At 45.8% G+C, this 23,633-nt stretch carries 12 protein-coding genes and 1 pseudogene; 7 read left to right on the top strand and 6 right to left on the bottom strand.

Annotated elements, in window-relative coordinates:
* Positions 1-18: 18 nt before the first annotated feature.
* From KSX81_RS11890 to KSX81_RS11880, 3 genes are all read right to left on the bottom strand, one after another.
* Positions 19-1,500 (bottom strand): RagB/SusD family nutrient uptake outer membrane protein, encoded by a 1,482-nt coding sequence (locus KSX81_RS11890; protein ID WP_118418444.1) that lies wholly within the window; start codon positions 1,498-1,500, stop codon positions 19-21.
* A 129-nt stretch (positions 1,501-1,629) separates the two neighbouring features.
* Positions 1,630-4,671 carry a SusC/RagA family TonB-linked outer membrane protein gene (locus KSX81_RS11885; RefSeq protein ID WP_118418445.1) on the bottom strand — a complete coding sequence of 1,014 codons (3,042 nt, stop codon included), beginning with the start codon at positions 4,669-4,671 and terminating at the stop codon, positions 1,630-1,632.
* A gap of 408 nt (positions 4,672-5,079) precedes the next feature.
* A complete protein-coding gene (locus tag KSX81_RS11880) occupies positions 5,080-5,808 on the bottom strand; it encodes a TetR/AcrR family transcriptional regulator (RefSeq protein WP_181990055.1) in 729 nt (242 codons plus the stop codon).
* 265 nt (positions 5,809-6,073) lie between these two features.
* Here KSX81_RS11880 and KSX81_RS11875 point away from each other — a divergent pair, with 265 nt between their 5' ends.
* Positions 6,074-6,268, top strand: coding sequence for a hypothetical protein (locus tag KSX81_RS11875; RefSeq protein ID WP_118418447.1), 195 nt, complete (start codon positions 6,074-6,076; stop codon positions 6,266-6,268).
* Positions 6,269-6,304: 36 nt separating this feature from the next.
* Complete coding sequence (locus KSX81_RS11870) at positions 6,305-6,940, top strand: hypothetical protein (protein WP_118418448.1); 636 nt, start codon at positions 6,305-6,307, stop codon at positions 6,938-6,940.
* Positions 6,941-7,144: 204 nt separating this feature from the next.
* On the opposite strand, the pseudogene KSX81_RS29110 reads toward KSX81_RS11870, so the two are convergent.
* Positions 7,145-7,264: pseudogene (locus KSX81_RS29110) on the bottom strand (helix-turn-helix domain-containing protein); the annotation flags it as partial.
* A gap of 176 nt (positions 7,265-7,440) precedes the next feature.
* Between KSX81_RS29110 and KSX81_RS11865 the strand changes: the two are divergent.
* Positions 7,441-8,718 (top strand): ATP-binding protein, encoded by a 1,278-nt coding sequence (locus tag KSX81_RS11865; protein ID WP_008641466.1) that lies wholly within the window; start codon positions 7,441-7,443, stop codon positions 8,716-8,718.
* Here KSX81_RS11865 and KSX81_RS11860 read toward each other — a convergent pair.
* The gene (locus tag KSX81_RS11860) at positions 8,658-12,668 is read right to left on the bottom strand and encodes a hybrid sensor histidine kinase/response regulator transcription factor (protein ID WP_149939134.1); all 4,011 of its coding nucleotides are present in this window, start codon (positions 12,666-12,668) and stop codon (positions 8,658-8,660) included. The two genes, KSX81_RS11865 and KSX81_RS11860, sit on opposite strands and share 61 nt — an antisense overlap.
* A gap of 350 nt (positions 12,669-13,018) precedes the next feature.
* Entirely contained in the window at positions 13,019-14,452 is a 1,434-nt protein-coding gene (locus KSX81_RS11855) for a sialate O-acetylesterase (protein ID WP_004298766.1), read from the bottom strand.
* Between the two features lie 267 nt (positions 14,453-14,719).
* Here KSX81_RS11855 and KSX81_RS11850 point away from each other — a divergent pair, with 267 nt between their 5' ends.
* The 4 genes from KSX81_RS11850 to KSX81_RS11835 are packed head-to-tail and all read left to right on the top strand — an operon-like array spanning position 14,720 to position 23,625.
* The gene (locus KSX81_RS11850) at positions 14,720-17,992 is read left to right on the top strand and encodes a SusC/RagA family TonB-linked outer membrane protein (protein WP_149939132.1); all 3,273 of its coding nucleotides are present in this window, start codon (positions 14,720-14,722) and stop codon (positions 17,990-17,992) included.
* Between the two features lie 30 nt (positions 17,993-18,022).
* Positions 18,023-19,834: a RagB/SusD family nutrient uptake outer membrane protein gene (locus KSX81_RS11845; RefSeq protein ID WP_004298770.1), complete on the top strand. Its 1,812-nt coding sequence runs from the start codon at positions 18,023-18,025 to the stop codon at positions 19,832-19,834.
* 20 nt (positions 19,835-19,854) lie between these two features.
* A complete protein-coding gene (locus tag KSX81_RS11840) occupies positions 19,855-21,669 on the top strand; it encodes a heparinase II/III family protein (RefSeq protein ID WP_004298772.1) in 1,815 nt (604 codons plus the stop codon).
* A 24-nt stretch (positions 21,670-21,693) separates the two neighbouring features.
* Positions 21,694-23,625: a heparinase II/III family protein gene (locus KSX81_RS11835; RefSeq protein ID WP_217725587.1), complete on the top strand. Its 1,932-nt coding sequence runs from the start codon at positions 21,694-21,696 to the stop codon at positions 23,623-23,625.
* Positions 23,626-23,633: the final 8 nt, after the last annotated feature.

Here is a 23,633-nt window from a genome sequence, read left to right as displayed (position 1 = left end):
GTTGTTATTTGATTTCGATTAATACTTAGGATTTTGTTGCAACTTACCGTTTGATTTGTCGATTTCCGTTTGCGGGAGAGGGAATACCTCGTGTTTGCCGACAACGAAGTTGGCTACCTTGTCTTCGGCAATTCCCCAGCGTACCAGGTCGAAATAACGTTCAAATTCCAGCGCCAGTTCGATGCGGCGTTCGTGACGGATTTTCTCTCTTAGTTCGTCTTTGTCGGTAGTCTTTATTTCGGGCAATACCGACTGACCGTTACGGGCGCGGGCTCTAACCATTTCCAGCTTTCTCTTTGCCTCATCGAGGTCATTGGTTTCGCAGGCTGCTTCGGCGTGCATCAGTACGATGTCGGCATAACGGATGATGCGAAGATTGCTCCAGTAACCGTAACACCAGTCGGCACGTCCGTAGAGTGAGCGTTCGCTTTTCCGGCAATAGGCTTTCCTGTTGAAGTACTGGTAGTTGCTTGCCACCACTTCTTCGCCATCCACCTTTTCACCGTGTTCCAGTACGGTAGCACCGAAACGTGGGTCGTTACTTTCGTAATCGTTCATCAAATTCTCACTGGGTGCATTATGTCCCCAGCCTAAGTTCGGGAATCCGCGGACACCGTTCATCAGGCACCATTGGTTGTTTTCGCCGATGATAGAGATGTTTTGGTCCGGCTTGTAGTCGGCGTTGATTTCCCAGACAGATTCAGGACCGAATTCGTTCTCTTCCCAAAACATTTCCGCGTAAGGAGTAGAGAGGTCATTATCTTCGGAACTGATGATTTGTCCCGTGTAGGTCAGACAGTTGTTGTAATCCTTTTCATAGAGGTAAGTTTTGGCGATGATGGCACGGGCGGCGTTTTGGGTGGCACGTCCGATGTTTCCCGAGCTGACTGCTTCTTTGCGGGTAGGCAGGTCGTTTATCACTCCGATCAGTTCGGGCAGATACTTGTTGCGGATAACCGTTGCACTAAGCTGGTCGGCCATTGCTTCGTCCTTTCCCATTACTCTGTCTACGTAGGGAACCGCACCGAATGCCTGTGTCAGGCGGAAGTATGCTGCCGCACGGATAAAATAGGCTTCGGCTTTGTACTGTCTGGTTTCTGCTGTTTCTCCGTTGGCTTCTTCTAGGTCTTTCAACATCTGCAGAGCTTCGTTGGCTTTGGTGATGGCGGTGAATTGAAGTGAGTAATAGGTGTTAAACATACTGTTGGCCGGTGTGAATGACATGGTAGGAAACTGGCTGAAGTCTACACCGCCGTCGCCCGAAGGTCCTCCGGGGTGACTGTTGTCCGTTGTATGGCATTGCATGGCTGTTACAGGCCAGGTCTGTTGGGCAAATACGTTGTATCCGTCCATTAGCGTGGCGAGGACGAGAAGCTCCTGTGCGGTACCCATATCATAATTGCCTTCGTGATATTTACCTTTCGGCGCATTGTCGAGGAAGGTGTCGCTGCAAGAGGTACAGGCGAACAATATTGCTATTATATAAGTAATTCGTTTCATAATTCGTTGATATTTCTAATGACTTAATTTTTAATTCAACAGTTGATTGAGTGAGCCACTTACTCAACTGATATTTCTTTTTAGTTCAACAGCGGATGGGATGAATCATTTCGCTCAACCGATGTTGGCTTAGAAATTAATGGATAAACCTACGGTATACACCGATGGTAATGGATAAGTATCTCCCTGGTCCATACCTCCTTGCAGAGCACTTCCTCCTATTTCGGGTGTGTATCCAGTGTTATGTTTGAAAGTCAGCAGATTTTGTCCGCTTACGTAGACACGCAAACCGGATATTCCCAATTTGCTGATGGCCGATGATGGCAGTGTATATCCCAGTTGCACATTGCGCAGACGAAGATAGGAACCATTTTCCAGCAGATTGGTCGAAGAAAGGTAGTTGTGCCCACGTGATTTATCTAAAATCGGTTCTTTGTTGGACGTTCCTTCGCCGTGCCATCTTTGCAGACTTTTCTCATAAAAGTTGGTTGTCGTCCACGATACGGTTTTCTTTAAATCCAAAATCTTATTGCCGCTTACACCATTGAAGTCCACATTCAAATCAAAATTCTTATAGCCCAGCATAAAGCCGAATCCATAGGTAAAAGTTGGCATCGGACTGCCGAGGTAAGTACGGTCGGCATCCGTGATCTTTTCGTCACCGTTTAAATCCTTGTAGCGGATATCTCCCGGTTTCGCTGTCCATGTCATCGGGTAATAATTGTCGACCTCTTCTTGCGTTTGGAAGATTCCATCCTGTACGTAGCCGTAATAAGAGCCGATGGGATGACCTACGGAAGTACGGTGATAATCTCCTGAAATAATGTCCGAATTGTTATCGCCAAGTTTGGTCACTTTATTCTTTAAGGTAGCGCCGTTTACATTGATGCCATAGTCCACATCCCCTATCCGGTCTTTCCATGAAAGGCTGAATTCGAACCCTTTGTTGTTGATAGAGCCGGCGTTGGTAATGGCATAACCTGCGCCTATCGAAGAAGAAGGTGATACATAAGCCAATAGGTCATCGGTCGTTTTGCTATAATAACCGAGTTCCATGCCCAAGCGGTTGTTGAAAAGCTGCGCCGAGATACCTACATCAATACCTGTCATGACTTCCCAATGGATGTTTTTATCGATATCATAGCTAAGAGTAGGAATAAACTGCGTCACTCCGTTGATGATGACTTGTTTCCCTTTCGGGTTGATGGTCGGGTAGTAGAGATAGTTTCCTATCTTGTCATTTCCCAGTTTACCCCAGCTGACTCTTAACTTGGCAAAGTCCACCACTTTTTTCAGCGGCTCCATGAAGGCTTCTTCACTGATTACCCAGCCCAATCCCACAGACGGGAAGTATCCCCAACGATGAGACGGTGAAAACTTGGAAGAACCGTCGGCACGGAAAGTAGCGGTGAGTAAATAACGATCTTTGTATGCATAGTTCACACGTGCAAGGTAAGAGATAAAAGACTCCTCGTTCCACCAGTCGCCTGCGGAAACACGGTTGACGGACCCCATGCTAAGCATCCAAAGGTCATTAGGTACTATATTCATACCATTAGCCAGACTGTCTACTTTGGCGTTGAAGCCTTCACTAATGGCTTTGCGTGCCGTATATCCCACTGTTGCGTCGATGCGATGATTGGTTATCATCTTTTTATAACTCAAAAGGAAGTCTGCCTGAAAGGTGCGAGCCTCATCACTTTTGCGATAGAAATTGGTAATATCGTTCTTATGTGCCGAATGGCTGGTAGAGTTATTCACGTCATAGCGCGGTGTATACTGTTCGCCCCGATAGAGTCCGATATCCATATATCCGGTTGCTTTCAACGTAAAATCCTTCAGAAAGTTCCACTCACCATAAATGTTACCGATGATGCGGTAATCACGATACTTCTCCGTATCCTTGTAAAGCTCCATTTGAGCTACCGGATTGTTTACGTTGGATTGTATATCGGCAGACGGATGATAGAGCGAACCCAGGTTTTCCGGGTCGTAATCTTCTTCCGGAGCGTATGGTACATAAGTAGGGAGCGCCATGACCGCATTTTGGATTTTGGCAGAAGCAGGTTTGCTATCCATCTGCGAGAGGTTGATATTTCCTCCTGCTTTCAGATTCTTGGTAATATCATAATCCTGTGAGAAACGTACGTTGAAACGTTGGTAAGTATTATATTTCAGTACACCGTCCTGCTTGTAATAGCCGACAGATAATAGAGACTTGCTGTTTTTCCCGGATTTGGATACTGTCAGGTTATGATTGGTAATCATCGCTCTTTCTCTTAATACTTTGCTTTGCCAGTCAGTGCCCGTACCCAGCATGTCGGGGACCCATGAAGCAGCGTTTGGGTCCTGGTTCTGCAACATCTCATTGTAGAGCATGGTGAAATCCGTTGCGTTAGTCAGCTTTACCCGGTCGCGTTTCCAAACGGTTTGTGCACCGAAATAGCCGTCGTAGGTAACCGATGTCTTATCTCCTTCGGCACGTTTCGTTGTGATGATAATTACTCCGTTCGCTCCCTGCACTCCGAAGATAGCAAGAGAGGAAGGGTCTTTCAGAATTTCCATACTGGCAATGTCGCTGTTACTCAAGAACTTGATGTCCGACATCAACATACCGTCCACTACATACAAAGGATTACTGCTGGCATTCAACGTACCGATACCGCGAATTTTAATATCCGGTTCCGCACCTGCCGATCCGGAATTGGTTACCATCAGTCCCGGTATTTTCCCTTGCAGGGAAGACATTACATTATTAGTAGGCGCATTTTTAAGTTCCTCACCGGATACAGAGACAATCACTCCGGTTAAATCCCTTTTGCGGGCCGTACCGTAACCGGTCACTACTACTTGTTCCAATTGGTAATTATCATTCTTCAAGCGGACGATGATTTCGCTTGAACGGTTTTGGTTAGTGATAGGAATAATTTCCGTTTTCATACCGATAAAACTAACGACGAGTTTATCTCCGGCTTTTACGCCCGTGAGAGAGAAAGAACCACTCATATCCGTTTGAGCTCCGTTGGTCGTTCCTTCAATCAATACTGCGGCTCCCATTAATCCCATTCCGGTTTCTTCTTCGAAAACCGTCCCTCGGATATTGAAATCCTGCGCCTGTACCAGGCAGGTACAAGATAAAAGGAATAGATACAATACTACATGTTTTATCATTCTCATAAGATTTTAAAGTTAATGAATCTGCTATCGTCAACAAAAATAGATTCAGATAACGGGAGTTCCTAAAATTCTTCCCCTACAAAGCTTTCAATAGTTTCATCTGCTGTTTGATAGCGGCACATCAAATATACATCATATTTCGAATTTGAAATATAATGGTTTGTATATTAACAATTTACATTCTGCGGTAATCTACAAATCCGTCATATACTTTTTAGCGGTAACGATTAATCAACATGTTCTTTATGAATATTTTTCTACCATATTTATCGTTCAAGTTATAGTATATTTTTATTTATCCATAAGGTAGTATAATGGAAGTTGCACATGTGTAAGCAGATACTGCTTTGGAAGGAAAGTTTTGGAGAAAGAAAGATCAAAATGTGGCAGATAATTTCAAGGTTACAGTTGCTCGATGATAGTAGCGGGAAGATCGGTACACTCGGCGATGACGGCGGTGTCTATTCCTTTCTGTTTGAGTTTACGTGCTATCTCTATCGTGCGGTCATGTTCTTCGAGGGACTGGAATACAACATGAGACAGGTAATCCAGTGCTTTGTACAGGCGTTCCCGGCTCTCTTTCTTCTGATAGTCCACCCCTACGAATGTGGAACGTTTGCGGCGCAGAATCAGACAATACGTTCCGGCTACGAGTAGTCCGGCTATCGTGTCGATAGGAATGTCTGTATTGGCAAACATCCGGTTGTATTCTTCTATGGCAGCCTTGTAATACATCTCACGGCTACGAGCCATGCGGCGGGTGATTTCGTTATCGGCGGACAGCTCCCATGTGAGCAAACGCTGCATATCCGGATTGTCATAAAGGTGTCCGGCTAATGCCTGTAGGGTATTCTTTAGAATATCTTTACCGGCTTGGTCTGTGGGGTGCTGGCTGTTGAACAGGTCGTGCAGCCAATAATCACAAGTATAAGCGTACTTGTCAAGCAGCTTTTCCATTGTTTCGTAATTACGGTTCAATACGATTGGCTGAACATCGGCATATTGGCAAATATCGGCAAAGTTGATATTGGATAATCCTTTCGTGTCCGCCAACTGACGGATAGCATCGAATACTTTGGCTTCTATTTCGGCACGTGTACGACGTGGACGTTTGGGCTTGTTTTCTTCCATTTTTCGGTTCATATTTCCTTCTGGCAAACAAAGGTATGAAAAAATATGCAAAGTGCTTATATCATGTTAGAAAACACAATTTTAGGGAATGGCAGAAAAAAATGATCTGTTCTTTTGTTTGTAATACGGTAAAATTGTATTTTTATGGCTTATAAAAATACAATATATTATCTAAATTAAATACTATATTGATATACAGATTGTTATATTATTATTTTATAAATATATATAGTACTTGATTTGTACACACAAAATAAAGATACACATGCAAACAAAGAACCTGTTCGGAATCTTTTTGCTATCCTTTTGGGCGTTCAGCTTTATGGAATGTAGTAAAGACGATAAAATAGAAGATGAGATGGAAGCTATTAAAATGTATATTTCTGCTGAAACAAGCACCACTTATCACCCCGTGGGGCAACGCAGTCTGTGGAAACTCCATTCCCCTATAAAGAATTGATATTCAAAAAATAAATCAACTTAAAAACTTTCAAGTATGACAACCAAAAGAACATTTCAATCATTAGTAGCCATCTTTTCGCTGGCATTAATTCTTGTATCCTGTGGATTAGCAAAGAGCACCGCTCCCCGGCCCACTGATACGGTAGGCACCAATCCCGATGAACTAGAAGCAAAGTTGGCAGAGATTATGGAGAATGCAGGCGGAACACTGGAAACGGCGGAGTTTGCCAGCATTAATTCCAGTTGTAGCCATTCAGGCAAAACGAGTTATTCTGTTGATCTGGAAATTGTAAAACCGCAGAATAAAAATAGATTAGCCGAGGCTAAGTGGTATAGTTCAGAATCGTCTCCTAACGATTTTAGTGTAACGGATATCGTACTGTCGGATTCGGAAAACAATGTGATTAAGGAGTATGACCAGTTCAAAGACATACTTTTTACTTATGCCGACATCGAACAGTATATCAACCATTCATCTACTTGCTTTAAAGAAGCACTGGAAGCATCCGGATATGGTGCGGACGGTTACGTTGAACGCATCACCATTTCCCGGGAGCAATACAATAACAATAAACTAAAAGCAAGCATTAAGGTAACACACAAGAGCGATAGAACGTTAAAAAAATACTATCAGATCCAGGAAGACGGAATGCACATTGTTAAGAAATAATGCAAAGGTAAAATCGAAACACTTTTCTAAAGAAAAGTGTCCTTACCACACATTGAACTGCACCCCAAAAGTTAGATACAAAACTTTAGGAGTGCAGTTTTTTTGTGCGACATTCATTTGAAGAAAAACTCAATATTGTGAGCAAAGTTAAGAGCGGTCAGCCCATTAATACCTCTTTGGCTGTTCGGTTTCTTATATGAAAGGCTAGCTTCCTTTCTTCACATAATCTTTCGGCAATATCCCGAACTGCTTTTGAAAGCAACGGGCAAAGTACGAAGGATTATTGAATCCTACAATGAAACAAACCTCATTGATTCGGTATTTACGCCAAGTGTTATCTGCAAAACGTTCTTTATAAAGAACACTCCTTTCAGATTAAAGGGCTTGTTTACCTAACTATGTTTCGGTAAAATGATTATTTACAGGAAACATAATTAGGTAAACAAAATAAAGTTCTTATATTTGCATGAATTGAAGGTTATTAAAAAACTGATTTTGGTATGGAAAAGACCCTGATACGCCAGAATGCCCAATGGAATGGCAAAATGTTTGATCACTTGTGTCCGAGAGACATCATGGACAATCTTTTGAAAAAGAAAACGATGCGTCATGTTCAGATACTGACCGGTGTACGTCGTTGTGGCAAATCTACTGTCTTCAAACTATTAATTAATGACCTGTTGCAATCAGGAGTGAGCGGTAAGTCGATTCTTGTACTTAATTTGGATGATCCGCAGTTCATTCCATTTTGGGATGATTCCTCCAAATTATTCGGCGTGATTGAAAATGCAGAACGTCTGACGGGAGAGAAAGTGAAATACCTGTTTTTGGATGAAGTACAACATTTATGTGATTGGGAGATATTCATAAAGAGTGCTTATGACACTGAGATATTTGAAAAGATATATATTACGGGGTCTAACTCGCAATTGTTACAGAACCGTTTTTCCGCCTTGTTGTCCGGTCGTTATTTCGAGAATGAAGTGCGTCCGTTTTCTGTTCGGGAAGTTTTTCGTTCGCAAGGAATAACGACTTTGCTTGATTGTTATACCCAAACACCGAAAGTTCTGCGTATCATGGACAATGTCCTTTCTACAGGTTGTTTTCCTGAAATCGTATTGGGTGATGCTGATGAGGACATCAAACAGGAATTATTAAAAAGCTATTTCGAATCCATTGTGCAGAAGGATTGCATCGTTTATAGTGGCATACGTGACACCCATTTGTTCTTTCGTCTGGTCAGTTACTTGATGCAGAATATGGGGAGCCGTTTTTCTATACCGGCTGTGGGTAAGGCACTGAAAAGCAATGAAAATACAGTTGCGTCCTATCTCAACTTTTTGTGTGACAGTTATATTTGCGTCGATGTACGTAACTTTTCTTATTCTTTGAAAGAGACTTCCCGTTCCCAGCATAAGTGTTATTTCATTGACAATGGCTTGGTTTCAGCCAATGTCTTTCGTTATTCTCCGCAAAGTGGTAGTGCCTTGGAGAATCTTGTTTATAATGAGCTGAGAAATAAAGGGTATATGAATATTTCATTCGACAATAGTAAGACGGAATGTGATTTTTTGGCATATAAAAACGGGAAAGCTTATGGCTTTCAGGTTTGCTATGAACTGAATGACATGAACCTGAAACGTGAACTGTACGGATTCGAACTGGAAAATGTGATGCTCGAAAAGAAGACCCTGCTTACTTACAACCAGAAGGAAACTTATGGGGATATTGAAGTTGTTCCCTTTTGGGAATGGGTTATGTCACCACCTTTCACATAATCTTTCGGCAATATCCCGAACTGCTTTTGAAAGCAACGGGCAAAGTACGAAGGATTATTGAATCCTACAATGAAACAAACCTCATTGATCCGGTATTCTCCTTCACGCAGCAGTTCTCCGGCTGTTTTGAGCCGTATCAACCGGATATAATCATTGGGCGGCATTCCGGTCAGCCCTTTCAATTTGCGCTGTAAGTTGGAACGGCTGATAGCCATCTCCTCTGCCATCTTATCGATGGTAAATTCTTCATTGGTGAAATTGCGGGTAATGATTTCATTGATTGTGTTCAGCCATTTCACGTCTGTTTTGTTCATTAATGTCTGGTCGTATGACATATTCGGAACAGTTGTAAAGTGGTTGAACAGCATGCGCCGGTTTTCCAGCAGATTATTGATGGTGGCTTTCATGTGACTTAGCGAGAAAGGCTTTTCTATATAAGCGTCCGCGCCATAGTCAAGACCCGCAATTTTTGAATCGATGCTGTCGAGTGCCGAAAGCAGGATAAACGGGATATGGCAAAGCATATTGTCGGAACGGATGGATTTTAATAATTCGAATCCGTCCATATGAGGCATGACGATGTCACTGATAATAAGATCTACTGTCGTTGTCTCCAGACATTCCAAGGCTTCCTTGCCATTGGCGGCTGTATGGATGGTGTAGCTATTTCCCAGATTCTTAGCCAGAAACTCCAGCATGTCCGTCGTGTCTTCCACTACTAAAAGAGAGTAACCGGCGGGTTCGCCTTCTTCCTCCAAAGCGGGAACCTTGTCGGGCATGGAAGTAATGGAGGGGCTGACAGAGATGCTTTTCTCCAAATACGGAATTTCCACACAGACTTCGCATCCTTCCGTATAGCCGGGATTGATATAAACCTTTCCCTTATGCTTCTCCACCAACAATTTGACGAGACTCAATCCGATGCCTACTCCCGATCCGTTATTTCCTGTATTTCCCACCTGATAAAACGGTTCGAAAACTTTGCTGCATTCCTCTTGCGGAATACCCGGACCGTCGTCACGCACACACAGGGAGAGCGTGCGCCCTTCAGAAGACAGATGTTCGTCCATAATTACCATAATGCGGGTACGGGCATATTTCATGGCATTTGTCAACAGGTTGCTGACAATTTTAGTCAGCGCCTCTTGGTCTACATTATATTGCAGGTGCTCTTTCGGCAGAGAGACGCTGAAAGATATTCCGGTCAGGGAGATGGCACGGAAACGGTCAATGATGTCCTCTATCATCCGGTTGATGTCCACCTCATTGAATGAAAGCGTATAACCTTCCTTGTCCACTTTTCGGAAGTCGAGCAATTGTTTGATAAGCTCCATCAGCCGGTTGGTATTCTTTTGTATCACAGACAGGTTGCTTTCCACTTCACTGTTCCATTCATGTGTTTCCAAAATCGCTTCCAGCGGAGCTTTGATAAGACTAACCGGAGTCTTGATTTCATGTGCCACTTGGGTGAAGAATGTAATTTTCGACTGGAACAATTCCTGATTCTTGATTTGTTCCATCTCTTTCATCTTTCTTGCTTTCACAGCCTGCTGTTTACGCAAATAAAGCTGTATCAGGAAATATGCGAGGCCACACGCTATTAGTAAATAGAAAATCTTGGCATAAATGGTCTTCCAGGGTGGAGGAAGAATTTCAATATGCAGGCAACAGTCGTCATTGCTCCAATATTCATCGTTGTTACTGGCTTTCACACGGAAAGTATATTCACCCGGAGGCAGGTTGAGAAAAGATACGTTATGTTTATCCGTATATATCCATTCTTTGTGAATACCGTCCAGTTTGTAGGCATATAAATTCTTGCTGGGAGCCACATAACTAAGACTTTCGAATGCGATGTCGAACGATACCACCTGATAAGGAATCGTTACTTGTCCGCTAAGAGCAGGTATACGCTTGCTAAGGCTTACTTTGTCGTCGGGGCTGTGCATATATACCGCCGAGATAGACGCCGTAGGTCTTACCTTATTAATCGATAATTTGAACGGATAGAAACAATTAAACCCGTTCACCCCACCGAAATAGAATTTCCCGTCACTGGCTTGCAGGGAAGAGCGGAAATTGAATTGGTTGCTTTGCAATCCATCCTCGATGGTATAGAGTTGTGCCCGTTTGTTCTGCGGCTCATACCGGATCAGTCCCCTGTTGGAAGAAAGCCAATAGTTACCCGATTGGTCGTCCAGTATGCCATAGATGATATTGTTCGGCAGATTCTCTTTGGTAGAGAAGTTTTCAAAACGGTCCTCCTGATAGTGATAACGGCAGATACCACCGCCTTCGGTACAGAACCATAGATGCTGTTTATGATCAATATACACACGGATTACCCAGTTGCTGCAAGGAGAATCAGGATTTGCCGGGTCGTTGCGATAGTTGTGCAATTTGCCGGTTTGGCGGTTGTAACGCCAGATACCGTCCCTTTTGCTTGCCAGCCATAGGTCTCCGTATGGGTCTTCAACCATGTCGTAGATAAAGATATGGCTTAAAGGTTCCAATGTCCGGAAAGAATCACTTTCCGGGTCATACTGACAGAATCCGGAGAGCGTTCCCAAATAAATGCTGCCATCTTTCGTTTGATAGATGGAGTAGATATGATCGTTAGGAATTGAATGTGGGTTTGCGCGGTTATGGCGATAGTTTTTCATTTTTCCCGTTTGAATATCCAGGATATATAATCCACGGGAGAAACTGCCAATCCACAATTTTCCTTCATTGTACAACAGTGCATGGATATTGTGATAACCGATATTAGGGTTACTGTTTCTCAACAGATGTTTTTTAAACTTCTTCGTGCGGGGATCAAAGAGATTCAGTCCCCCGTCTTCGGTAGCAATCCAGATGTTACCGTCGGGATCTTCGCAGAATTGGCTGATTACATTTCCCGAAAGAGAATTTTCCGTACCATTGGGATAATACCACTCGATATCCTTATGCTTGGGAGACAGGTAACTCACTCCACTGAAATAAGTCCCGATCCAGATTCCCCCTTCCCTATCCTGATAACAGGCATAGATACTTTCTTTATTTTGTCCGTCGTCGGTAGGCAGACATTCTCCTGTCGTGGTGTTGAATGTATAAAGTCCGTCGTCGGAGCCGAGATAGAAAGAGTTGGCCGTCCGTTGAAACAAGGTGCGGATGCGCGGAATGGTAAGCGTGTCCCCTTCTCCGAAGTAATAGCGGAATTGCCCTGTCTCTTTATTGAAACGTGCCAGTCCCCCGTACCATGTACCCGCCCATAATACTCCCTGCGAACTTTCCATCAAAGAGATAATCTCGTTGCAGGCAGGACGTCCGAAAGAAGTGCCCTCGGATATATACCCTGTGAAGTTGTCCGTGCGTTGGTTGTATTTCGCCAGCCCATTCCGGGTACCTATCCAGATAGTCCCGAACGAGTCGTTGTAAATCACCCACACGTGATTGTCCGGCAATGAATGGGGATCGGAAAGAGAATGTAGATAGTGCCTCAACGTACCTTTTTTCTCGTTGTAGACAAACAGTCCGTTGGTTGTTCCGATCCATAACTGCCCGTCATTGTCGTATGCCATTCCGAAGACACTGTTGACTGTCACTCCGTCTTCCGTCTGTGTATCGAATACGGAGAATTTCTCCTCCCGCGAATCGAATAAATACAGTTTTTCCGTACTGGCCACCCAAATCTGATTGTTATCCTGATGGCGGCAGATCGTTACTATATTCATATAACTGTTTCCACCGTTTTCTGACGAATGTCCGTAGTTGGTGAACTCGATACCGTTGAAACGATTCAATCCGTCCTGTGTTGCAAACCACATATATCCGATGCTATCCTGAAGGATGCTTCGGACACAATTGCCCGATAACCCCGATCTAACGTCATATTTCTTGTAGATATTGGCGAAGACCAGAGAAACGGATGCAAGCAGTATACCTATGAATAAGATGAATCGTTTCATAATTTCCTTTCTTTGTTATTAGGTTCGGTTTAATTCAATTCAATTCTGTCCAGCTTAATTCTGTTCCGTTCTGTTTTTCAGCTTAATTCTGTTCCGTTCTGTTTTTCAGTTTAATTTTGTTCCGTTCAGTTTAGTTCTATTCATTCCGGTTTACTACCGTTTAGTTTTCGTTGGCAGTTATCCGCTCCACAAGCTATGAGAGCCTGTTTTATGGGGGATATATTTCTTGTTTACAAGAGCTATATGTGCTGCGTATTGGATCTATATACCCAACACGCAGCACATATATACCCAACAGATTGGATCTATAGCTCCTGTAAACAGGGTAATTACCCCCTTTGTAGAAGCCTTTATTTCACGTCGTCCCACGTATCTGTGCGGAACGGGAAAGCACTCAATCCGAAAGTATTCCGCAGCGTGATATTTCCCACATAATTACGGAAAGCATAGCGCACGGCAACCGGTTGGGTTACCTCTTCACTCCACACTTCTACTGTGTTGGTACGTCCTACAATCTTTGCTTTCGCCGGATAGAACTTCTTGTCCGCTCCCGCAATCTCGAATCCTTCCAGTTCGGAAAAAGTAGGAAACAACCCCTCAGGTGCATTATCAAATGTCACTATAGCCTTTTTGTCCGCATAGTCCACTTTGGTCATCGTCGGACCGTTGGATGGCAACCGGCGGATACCGTATGTTTTAGTCAATGCAAGTGTAGCTAACCGAAGCCCTACTACATCCTTCTGTGGCGGATGGATGCAGAATTCATCACCGATATCCGTAGTGGGGACCATGCCCGAATTAGGAATCGTTTTCAGTGCTTCCATCTGTGCTTCACGCAATAAAGCAGCCCCCGTATTGCTGCTGTTTTCATATTTGTAAGGAGCAATCTGCACATAATAGAAAGGCATATCGGGAGCCTCCCATACATTTCTCCATAGCTGCACCATGGCAGTCATCATCGGAGCATAGAATTGATAGTTGGATATGTTCGATTCTCCCTGATACCAGAGGAAACCCTTTGCCGTGAAGTTCTTAACAGGCCATAACATCGAATTGTACAGACATTCCAGACGTTGGTGCACTCCTCTTTTAGGATTTTTGGCAGCTTCAATATTCATACCTTCAACGGTTTTCAATGTCGGTTCATCCATCCATGCCTCGATCGCCGAACCTCCCCAACTGTTGATAACCAGCCCTACCGGGAGATGGAGACTTTCAGTCAGTTGGCGGGCAAAGAAATAGGCGGCGGCACTGCAATCAATGGTCGTTTCGGGTGACGATACTTCCCATTTTCTTTTCTCGAAATCCGTGCGGCGCTCTGTATCATTGGTTCTCGGTACGGTAATAAAACGGATACGGTCACGATAATTTCCCGAGTTCAGTAACGTTTCAAGCGAGTTGTCAATGGGTTGCGCTGCATTTCCCATCATGCGCATTTCCATGTTCGACTGTCCGGAGCAGATCCACACCTCCCCTATCAGTATATCCGAGAGAGTGACCGGAGTGCCGTCACTGATAGTAATAGAATAAGGTGTATAACCCCCTTCGGGAGTGTCTACTTTTACCAGCCAGGCCCCGTCTTTATCCGTAGATGCCTGATAAGTCCGGTTGTTCCACGAAGTGGTGACGGTTACTTTTTTGCCGTCCGCCCACCCCCATAACTTAACGGAGCTGTTCTGTTGAAGTACCATGTGATCTCCCATCATTGCAGGGAGTTTTACTTTGCCTTGTGCAATCGGCAGGAATAAAAGTGATAAAATAAGAAGTAGAAAATGTTTTTTCATACTGTTTTTATTAGATATTCGACGAATAATTATATAGGTATCAGGCAAAAATACAACCTATTTTTAAATATGGAATAAAACTAGCTAGTCATTTTCTGATAAAAGCTGGTCGAAATCTTAAAAGCTTGTTTTTCCTTTCCATTCTCCGCCGAATTATCTTAATTAGTGGCATCAATCGCCTAAACAGTATTATTAGATTGGCTAAATATCCCATTTCTTTGCACTGTGAGTATTTAACAACCTAATTGTTTCATTAAATCTAATCAAATGAAAAAGAAGCATTATTTATTATTTTTATTGGCTTCGCTCTTTTTACTGACAGATGTGGTGTGGGCACAAACATCTGCCACAGTAAGTGGAGTAGTGATCGATGAGAATGGAGAAACCCTGCCGGGTGTTTCCGTCGTCGAAGTAGGTACAACAAACGGTGTCCTGACAGACCTGAACGGACACTACACCTTAAAAACAACTTCTGCCAAACCTTCCGTTTCTTTCAGTTACATTGGTTATCAGACCACCACGCTTCTCCTGAACGGGCGTACGAAACTTGATGTACAGATGAAAGTGGAAACGAAAGTGCTGGATGAAGTAGTGGTAGTGGGCTACGGTGTACAGAAGAAAGTGAACCTGACCGGTTCTGTGACTTCCATCAACTTTGCCGACCAGACGGAAGGACGACCCATCATGAGTGTTTCTTCCGTCCTTTCGGGACTTGCCGCCGGTATGAACGTCACGCAGGCTTCGGGACAACCCGGTTCGGACGGTGCCACCATCCGCGTCCGCGGTAACGGTACGTTCAATACCAACTCCCCATTGGTCCTGGTGGACGGTATCGAATGGAGCATGGACAATGTGAACCCCAACGACATCGAAAGCATCTCCGTACTGAAAGACGCTGCCTCCACAGCTATTTATGGTACGCGAGCCGCCAACGGAGTCATCCTTATCACCACCAAAAGCGGGAAAGGCAAACCGCAAATCTCCTATTCTTATTCGGGAGTCGTGCAGATGCCCTACAATAACCTCTCTTTCGTAAGCGACTATGCCCGTTATATGGGACTGGTGAACGAGGCTTGCGACAATGTGAATACCAAAGGTATCTTCTCGCAGGAAAGCATCGACCGCTGGAGGGCTGCTTCTGCCGATCCGAACGGGTTGAACGAGTACGGAGTACCCAATTACGTAGCTTATCCCAACACCGATTGGTTCGACGAAGTATTCGACACCGGATATTCGCAAGAGCACAATCTGTCTGTCTCCGGCAGTTCGGAGAAAGTGAAATACATGCTTTCTTTGGGCTATCTTGACAATCAGGGAGTCATGAACCGCTGGAACCTCGACTCAAGTACGCAGAAAATCAATTTCCGTACCAACCTGGAAGCCAAGATAGTGAAATGGATGACCGTCGGCACCCGTCTCTACGGACAAAAGCAAGATTACGGGATGGCTAATATCAGCAACGGATTCAAGTATCTCTATCAGACCACTCCGGGTGTATACCCCGGCGAACCTAACTACTGGGGACGTGCCGCACTGGCCAGCGAAGAATCTTCCAATGCCAATAATATCTTCGGTCAGATGGCAGGAGCCACCGGTTTCAATACCGTCTGGCGTCTCAACGCATCAGTCTACGGAATTATCACTCCCTATAAAGGGCTCAACATTGAAGGTACATTCAACTATTCGCCGACATTCACCGACAAGTCTTCTTATAGCCGCCAAAATGGTTATTGGGACTACGTCACCGACCAGCGTGTCAGCGAAAGCGCGTTGGAGAACGCTTCCATCACCAATACGAGCGCACGCACCTGGCGTCAGAGTGCCGAAATACTGGTACGCTACAATACAACCATCAAGAAAGACCACGACCTGGGCGCACTGCTCGGATATTCCGCACAGGAATATTACAGCAAGAGCTTTGCTGTTTCCCGTAAAGGCGCTACGGACTGGACGCTGAACGAACTAAGCACTTATGAGACGCTCGTCAGCTCTTCCAGCTCATCGCCTGCCAAATGGGGATTGCTCTCTTATTTCGGCCGTGTCAACTACGGATATAAAGGACGTTATCTCTTCGAAGCCAACCTTCGTGCCGACGCCTCCTCCCGTTTCGGTGTGAACCAGCGTTGGGGATATTTCCCCTCGTTTTCCGGCGGATGGCGTATCTCGGAAGAATCATTCATGCAGGGCGCATCGGACTATCTCTCTAACCTGAAACTCCGTGTTTCCTGGGGAAAGACAGGTAACAACTCTACGGGCAACTACGACTGGCAGGCAAACTACGCCACAGGCAATGTCGTTATCGACGGTGAAGGAACCAAAGGACTGGTACGCAAGAAACTAAGCAACGACAAGCTGCACTGGGAAAGTACCGCCACCACCGACATCGGACTTGATTTCGGCTTCTTCAACCACCGCCTGACGGGTGAGATAGACTATTATAATAAGTATACTTCGGACATTCTCTACCATCCCGAACTCTATCTTTCGATGGGTGTTGTAGGCTCTGCTCCCGAGAATTTGGGTGAAGTGCGCAACCGTGGTGTTGAATTTACCCTCAACTGGAACGACCGTATCGGAAAAGATTTCGAATACCGAGTGGGTATGAACTTCTCTTTCAACGCCAACAAAGTGATGAAGTTCAAAGGCGAACTCCAGAAATACTGGACGTATGATGCACAGGGAAACAAAGTGAGCTATGTCAACAACTTCAGTGATGTGTCTGAATCTGGTTTCGGAGGCTACATCTGCGAAGGCCGCCAACTGGGAGAAACCTATATGTATAAGGTGTACAGAGGTTCCGGCGAAGGCTATACCGGAGGTGCGGTGGATATCCATGCGGGACCGAAGGACGGAATGATACGTACGAAAGAAGATATGGTATGGGTGCAGGCCATGATTGACTCCGGTTATTCGTTCGGAGGAATGAAGACGGTTGCCAAAGACCAGCTTTGGTATGGTGACATACTCTATGCCGACAGCAACGGTGATATGAACTACGGTGATACGAACGACCGGGATTTCTCCGGACACACCAGTGTCCCGAAATTCAATCTGGGCTTCAACTGTGCCTTCTCTTACAAGAACATTGATTTCTCCATGTTATGGTCGGGAGCTTTCGGGCATTACCTCAACTGGAATACGGATTACTACAACTCGACACTGGTCAGCCACGGATATGGCATTATCGAGCATATCGCCGATAACCATTACTTCTTCGATCCTTCCAACCCGGACGATCCGCGCACCAACCAGTGGGGCAAATATCCCCGCCTGACATACGGTACTACCTATAATAACAGAATCCAGAGCGACTGGAACGAATATAAGGGCGACTACTTCAAGTTGAAGAATATCCAAATCGGCTATACGTTGCCGCAACGGATTTCCAGCAAGTTCTTTGTTAATAAACTCCGTGCTTTCGTGTCGATGGACAATATCCTGACGATTACCAGTTATCCGGGACTCGATCCGGAAATAGGAACTGCCATCGGTTATCCGTTGATGCGTCAGATCTCTTTTGGCGGACAGATTACCTTTTAATGATGTAGAACTAAAAAAACAGAATCTGATATGAAAAAGATATTAATGATTTTAACGATGGCGCTGGCGGCTACCTCCTGCATGGATATTCTCGATGTGGCTCCGGAAGACCAGATTGCAAGTGAAAACATGTGGACCACGGAGGAGCTTGCCGACAAGGGAATGGCAGGACTCTACTTCCCGTTCTATGCCACCCAACTCTCCTCTACCCAGCTTCGCCGTGCCGACGGACTGAACCGTCAGGGAATCGAAGCTATGAGCTTTGCAACCGATTATTATTCCAATAACTATCCGGTGGAACTGCTTTCGCTGGCTACCAAGCCTGCCAATGACTTTCAGGTGTGGTATGAATGGAAGTTCTGTTACACCATCATCCATGCGTGTAACGATGCGATTGCCAATCTGCATAAAGCAGATATGAGCGCTAATAAACTGGCGCGTTACCAATGCGAAGCCCGTTTCCTCCGTGCCTGGGCGTACAATCGTCTGAATATGCTTTATCAGGGCGTCCCCGTTTATCTGGAACCCATCAATAACGAAGACTGTACCCGTGGTCAATCTTCGGTAGATGAGGTATGGCAAGTCATTCTGGATGATTTGACGTATTGCATCAACAATCCCGACTTCCCCAATAACACGCTGAATGAAAACTACGGTCGTCCCTCTAAAGGAGCCGCTTATGCCCTGCGTGGTATGGTATATATGTGGAAGAAGCAATACAAGGAAGCAGGCAACGATTTCAAAGAAGTGGAAGCGTGCGGTTATGGCTTGTGGACAGGCGAATATGCCGACTTCTTCAAATATGAAAACGAAAAGGATAAAGAAATGATCTTCTCGCTCCAGTTCAGCGAAGAAACCGGTTATTGTGATAACATTCAGCAAATGACCGGTGCCCGCGATACGTATGATGGCTGGACGGAAATAAAACCTTCCGCAGACTTTGTGGACTACTATAAGAACGCGGACGGATCGGACTTCAAATGGTCGGAAGTAGACGGCTTGGAAGATTGGGACTTACTGACTCCGCAACAACGTGAAATCTTTTTCTGCCGTGACGGATTGGAATCCATGTCCTCACAAAAAAATGCCCTTATCAAACGGGTAGGCGAAGATATCTATCAGAAATATTACCTCAACAGTGGTAATGAAGCCCGTATCAAAAAGGCGTATGACAACCGTGACCCGCGTCTGCAACAGACCGTCGTCACTCCTTATGTGCCGGTGGACTGCTACAAGCCTAATTATGCAGGAGATGCCAACCAGATCGGTAAACAACTCCGTTGGCCGTTGAAGGAACAGGGAACGAATGGCGGAGACTTCTGGCTCGATAAACGTACTTCTGCTTTCTACTGCTATCGCAAGTACAATGAGTTTGAGAAAGGCCGTTTGATTAGCCGGAGCCGTTGCCATACCGACTGGCCGTTGATTCGCTATACCGATGTACTGTTGCAGTATGCCGAAGCATTGGCACAGACCGATCAGCTGGGAGAAGCCATCCGCCTGGTGAATAAAGTACGTACCCGTGCCCACATGCCCGCACTGACAGAGGGCGGAAGTGGTCCGTGCGCAGTGAACGGAAAAGAAGACATGCTCGAAAGGATACGTTACGAACGTCGCGTGGAATTCTGCCTGGAGGGAATTAACTTCTTCGACGAAGTACGTTGGGGAACCTACAAAGAAACCAAATTCCAGGGAAAAGACGTGAATGGCGGCAAGTCCTGGTGGGGCGATATGGTAGAGTATAACTGGTATTATGCCGATTATATATGGCCGTGGACTGCTCCTATCGTTGAAACGCAAAAGAACCCGAACCTGACTAAACGAAGCGGTTGGGCGTATTAATCATAAAGATTTGAATAAGGATGAAGAAAATACTTTTACTATTACTCATTTTTGTATCCGGTTGCACGGGTGTAGTTGCGCAACAGTTTGATTATGGCAAGATAGCGCCTCATCCCCGGTTGTTATTGCCGGCGGGAGGAGAAGAAGCCATCAGGAAAGCCATTGCGGAGTATCCCCCGTTGGCCACTGTTCACCAGCGGATCATGGAACTTTGCGACCGGACACTTACGGAACCACCTGTGGAACGTATCAAGGAGGGCAAACGCCTGCTGGCGATTTCGCGCATCGCATTGAAGCGTATCTATTACCTCTCATACGCTTACCGTATGACGGGAGATAAGAAATATGCTCACCGTGCGGAACAGGAGATGCTGGCCGTCAGTCGTTTCACCGACTGGAACCCCACTCATTTCCTGGATGTGGGTGAGATGGTAATGGCATTGGCTATCGGTTATGACTGGCTGTACGATTCTTTGCAGCCCGACACCCGCCGGGTAGTGCGCGAAGCAATCATCGCGAAAGGCTTCGACGCGGCAAAGAACACCCGTCATGCCTGGTTCTATACAGCTAAGAACAACTGGAATTCCGTATGTAATAGTGGATTGGCGTATGGCGCGCTGGCTCTTTTTGAAGAGGTTCCGGAAGTATCGAAAGGCATCATTGAGAAATGCATGGAGACAAATCCGAAAGCGATGGTAGGTTATGGCCCCGACGGAGGTTATCCCGAAGGGTTCGGATATTGGGGGTACGGAACAAGTTTTCAGGTAATGCTCATTGCTGCGCTCGAAAGTGCTTTCGGCACAGACAATGGGCTCTCCCAAGCCCCCGGCTTCATGGAGTCTGCCCGTTTCATGCAGTATATGACGGCTCCGGGTGGAGACTGTTTCTGTTTCTCGGATTCTCCGGTAGAGGCGGAGTGCAACATGATGATGTTTTGGTTTGCAGGCAAAGCGAAAGACCTTTCCCTGTTGTGGATCGAACGTCAGTATCTCGACCGGCCGGATATGCCGTTTGCCGAAGACCGTTTACTGCCCAGCCTGATGGTGTTCTGTTCGCAGCTCGATTTGAAGAATATCGGCAAGCCGAAGAAAAACTTCTGGTTCAGTCGCGGAGATACACCTGTGTTTATCTACCGTGGCGGATGGGACAGCAAGGAAGATACCTATCTGGGAGTGAAAGGCGGTTCGCCCTCTACCTCTCATGCGCACATGGATGCCGGTTCATTTATCTTCGAGAGAGACGGGGTGCGTTGGGCGATGGACTTGGGTATGCAGAGTTACATCACGCTCGAAAGTAAGGGAGTAGACCTGTGGAATATGTCGCAGAACGGACAACGCTGGGAAGTATTCCGGCTAAGCAATATCGCTCACAACACCCTGACGATTAACGGCGAACGCCATTTGGTAAAGAGTAATGCTCCGATCACCCGTACTTTCGAGTCGAAGAAACAGAAAGGGGCGGAAGTAGACCTGTCGAGTGTGTTTGCCAACAGCGTAAAGAAAGTCGTCCGCACCGTGATATTGGATCAGAAAGACCATCTGGAAGTAACCGACCGGTTGGAGACGGGGGACAAGGAAGCTGCCGTATCCTGGATAATGGTCACTCCGGCGGAAGCCAAAATAACGGGCAAGAACCGGATGGAATTAACCAAAGACGGACAACGGATGCTATTGACGGTAGATGCCGATACGGAAGTAGAAATGAAAACCTGGTCGAACGTGCCCCCGCATGAATATGATTTCCGCAATCCGGGAACCATCCGCGTGGGCTTTGAGACGGTGATTCCTGCCAATCGTGCCTCGCAACTGAAAGTACGACTTATTCCTTTGAAGTAGTAATACAAATAAATTCATTGAACCATGAAAACGATTCTTTTTAAAACAATCATCATAGCTTTCTTTGTAGGAACAGCCGTTAGTTGTTCCGATGAAGATGAGAACAGATTCCGTCCGGGATCTACCCATGAGAAACCGAATCCCACGGAGCCGGAGGGCGGACTGGATTATTCCAAACTGACTGCGGACAATCATCCCCGCCTGTTGATGAACGCCGAGGCCTTCACTGCGTTGAAAGCCAAAGTGGATGCCAATTCGAGTGCCAATCTGACCTTGCTCCATAATACCATTATGGGAGTGTGCAACAGCAAAGGGATGAACGCCACGGCACTGACTTATAAATTGGATGCCAGCAACAAACGTATTCTCGATGTATCCCGCGATGCGTTACTGCGTATTTTCACCTGTGCTTATGCCTACCGGATGACCGGCGATACCAAATACCTGACTAAAGCGGAAACGGATATGAACGCTGTCTGCAACTTTCCCGACTGGAATTCGAAACGTCACTTTCTCGATGTGGGCGAAATGGCTACGGCTGTTGCGTTCGGCTACGACTGGCTCTACAACGAACTAAGTGCAGCCACCCGTACGAAAGCGGCCAACGCACTGTTGAAGTTTGCCTTCCAACAGGCGCAGAACAAGAACTGGAACCTCAACTTCTACGAAGCCACCAACAACTGGAACCAGGTTTGTAATGGCGGACTGGTCTGTGCGGCACTGGCTTCTTATGAAAACAATCCTTCCGAAGCAAAGGACATGATTGAAAAGGCATTGGAATCCAACAAACCTGCATTGGAAGTGATGTATTCTCCCGACGGCAACTATCCGGAGGGCAGCGGTTACTGGTGTTACGGCACGCTCTATCAGGTATTGATGCTTGCCGCCCTCAACAGTACGCTCGGTACGGATAACGGGCTTTCCGATACACCGGGATTCTCCAAGACGGCAGAATATATGCTGTATATGACAGGCTTGAACAGCAAGTTCTTTAATTATTCCGACTGTGCTCCCTCCTCTACTGCGGCATTGGCTTCGTGGTGGTTTGCCGATAAATACAGTAATCCATCCTTATTATATAATGAACTGAAAATGCTGAAGAACGGTGAATACGCTTCCTGTGCCGAAAACCGCCTGTTGCCGATGATTATGGCGTTTGCCAATAATCTGAATCTGGACGCAATCTCCGCTCCTTCCAATAAACTATGGAGTGGAAAAGGGGAAACGCCCGTGGTGATGGTACATACCGACTGGACATACACCGATACGGACAAATACCTCGGAATCAAAGGCGGCAAGGCAGGTTCGAGCCACGGACACATGGATGCCGGTTCGTTTGTATACGACGCGTATGGAGTGCGCTGGTCGATGGATTTCGGTCTGCAAAGTTATACAACGCTTGAGTCGGTATTAGCCGGCTTAGGTGGTAATCTTTGGGATATGGGACAGAACTCGATGCGTTGGGATGTATTTCGTTTGAATAACTTGAATCATAGCACGATTTCAATCAATGACGCCCGTCACCGGGTAAATGGGGCGGCTACGCTGATTACTACTATCAATACCGCTACGGAATTGGGAGCCACTTTCGATCTGACAGAAGTTGTGTCCGATCAGGCTGCGTCCGCTACCCGTACCGTGAAAATCGTGAACGATAAAGATTTAGTGGTTATGGATGAGGTCAAGGCGAGAACGGATAAATCCGCCAAAGTGCGTTGGTGTATGGTGACGCCTGCCGTTCCGACGGTGGAAAGTAACCGCATCGTACTAACGAACGGAAGCAAAGTGATGTATCTCACAGCCAGCGGAAGCGTGAAGCCTACCTACAAGCAATGGAGTACCACCAGTGAGAACTCTTATGATCAGGCTAATCCGGGCACCTATATGGTCGGCTTTGAAGCAACGGTCACCGCCAATCAGACCGCCACATTTACCACAACCCTGTCCCCTAAATAAAAAAGAAT

Source organism: Bacteroides sp. MSK.18.37 (assembly GCF_019129155.2).
Classification (GTDB): Bacteria; Bacteroidota; Bacteroidia; order Bacteroidales; family Bacteroidaceae; genus Bacteroides; species Bacteroides ovatus.
The sequence above is the reverse complement of the archived record's forward strand: the minus strand, read 5'-3'. Positions and strand labels throughout refer to the sequence as shown.